This is a genomic window from Oleiphilus sp. HI0043, assembly GCF_001634935.1.
Genome location: NZ_LWEY01000407.1, coordinates 1 through 1,008, shown reverse-complemented (window position 1 = coordinate 1,008; position 1,008 = coordinate 1). Strand labels below are relative to the sequence as shown.

Genomic DNA, 1,008 nt, shown 5'->3' with positions numbered 1-1,008 from the left:
CATAAAATAGTGGATTAACAGGAATTTAGTTTAGTCCATACAACGTAAAGTCGCAGGGAATTTTGATGAGAAATTGTTTTATATCTATTGCTATACAAAAACTGATCCGCCAATAGTTTAGAGATGAGGCTCTCGCTTACAAATTACTTCTTTTTGATCAGTCTTTTGTTGTTGCAGGTGCTTCAATAGTTTTTTGGCAGAAGTCTTCACTTGTTTATTTTCATTCTTAGTCTGTAGCTCAATATACCTACCTAACATTTCACACTGTACGCATAAGTCCTGGAAACGCCCAAAGAGCGCTTGGTGGGCTTTGTAAGATTGTTTGGCTGAGTTTGTTTTGGAGCCAGTAAGCTCAGAGAGGTAGCGGCTTTTCTTAATTAGCTTACGGATATGGTGAAGGTCGTCATCTTGATTGCTTGAGGTTAAATTATCCATAAGTCGACTGATATTGTCTGATAGCTCAATTTGTTTGTCAGTAAGCTTGTCATCATTAGTTTTTCCACACAGCTGTTCAAATTCACTAGATCTAAGAAACTGCTTCCATTGTTTGTTGTCTCGAAGAAAACGTTCACTATTGGCGAATTCACAGAATGCTAACAGCTTCTCGTGACGTATTTTTTCGAGGTCTTGGTATAGTTGAGAAAGCCCCTCACCGTATGTGCCTTGCTCTTCACCAGAAATGACTGAAAGGTAGTTTAGAAATACGTCTAAATCTCTCAGCTCGCCAGTGAGCATTGCGTGCTGTTTTAAGTTCCGTAGGTGCTGATCAAGCGTTTTGTCTTTTGTTAAGGTGTAAATCATGCTAGCAATTGACCGGGTTTTTCTTAGACAAACTCTGTATTGATGAACAAATTCGGAATCTATATCTGCAAGACAGCCAGGCAATAAGCCCAAGGACATTTTGTGTAGTTTGAGTAAATTAGACCGGATTTGTGTTTGATCGCTTTCGGCGTCATGAGCTGCTTTGTTTACTTTACACATATATTCTTCATAGCTCGCCGACGTGGG

General features: G+C 39.4%; 1 protein-coding gene. It reads right to left on the bottom strand.

Translation table 11 applies throughout. From position 1 onward, the window contains the following. Positions 1 to 117 precede the first annotated feature (117 nt). Positions 118 to 1,008, bottom strand: an 891-nt coding sequence (locus tag A3729_RS05335) for a CHAD domain-containing protein (RefSeq protein ID WP_231877344.1), incomplete at its 5' end; no start/stop codon positions are given.